This window comes from Neisseria sp. P0021.S006 (assembly GCF_051956895.1).
This window is the reverse complement of record NZ_JBQCWZ010000986.1, coordinates 1-545: the sequence shown is the minus strand read 5'-3', so window position 1 is coordinate 545 and position 545 is coordinate 1. Positions and strand designations below refer to the sequence as shown.

At 45.3% G+C, this 545-nt stretch carries 1 protein-coding gene, 1 pseudogene and 1 riboswitch; of the genes and pseudogenes, one reads left to right on the top strand and one right to left on the bottom strand.

Annotated elements, in window-relative coordinates; all coding sequences use genetic code 11:
- Positions 1 to 80 (bottom strand): annotated as a pseudogene (locus tag ACTHUM_RS18305) (CDP-alcohol phosphatidyltransferase family protein); the annotation flags it as partial.
- 71 nt (positions 81 to 151) lie between these two features.
- A riboswitch (PreQ1 riboswitch) is annotated at positions 152 to 197 on the top strand.
- Between the two features lie 3 nt (positions 198 to 200).
- Here ACTHUM_RS18305 and ACTHUM_RS18300 point away from each other — a divergent pair.
- A partial coding sequence (locus ACTHUM_RS18300; protein ID WP_440403722.1) for a 7-cyano-7-deazaguanine synthase occupies positions 201 to 545 on the top strand: 345 nt, incomplete at its 3' end.

Below are 545 nucleotides of genomic sequence, written 5' to 3'. Positions count from 1 at the left end.
GTAATACCTTTTTGATACAGTCGCTTAACAATGGGGCGCAATAGGTTTTGGAATTTTGGTTTCAGGGCGTAAATGCTCATGATTATGCTATATAAAAGAAAATGAAGTGCCGTGATTATAGACGAAATCCGTTATAATCCGTCAATCTTCGAATCACGCGGTTCGCAAACCTCCCGCGTTAACAAAACTAGGAATTTACTATGGAAAAACAGCAGGCCCTCGTTATTTTTTCGGGCGGGCAGGATTCAACAACCTGCCTGATTCAGGCAATTCAAACATATGGCCGTGAAAATGTGCAGGCCATCACTTTTCAATATGGGCAACGCCACGCCATCGAATTGGAGCGCGCGCGTTGGATTGCCCAAGATTTGGGCGTGAAGCAGACAGTACTCGATTTGAGCCTGATGCAACAGATTACACATAACGCCTTGATGGATGATACGGCATCCATTGAAACAGCTTCAGACGGCCTGCCCAATACATTTGTAGATGGACGCAATGCTTTGTTTTTGCTTTATGCCGCCATTTACGCCAAAGGGCAGGGA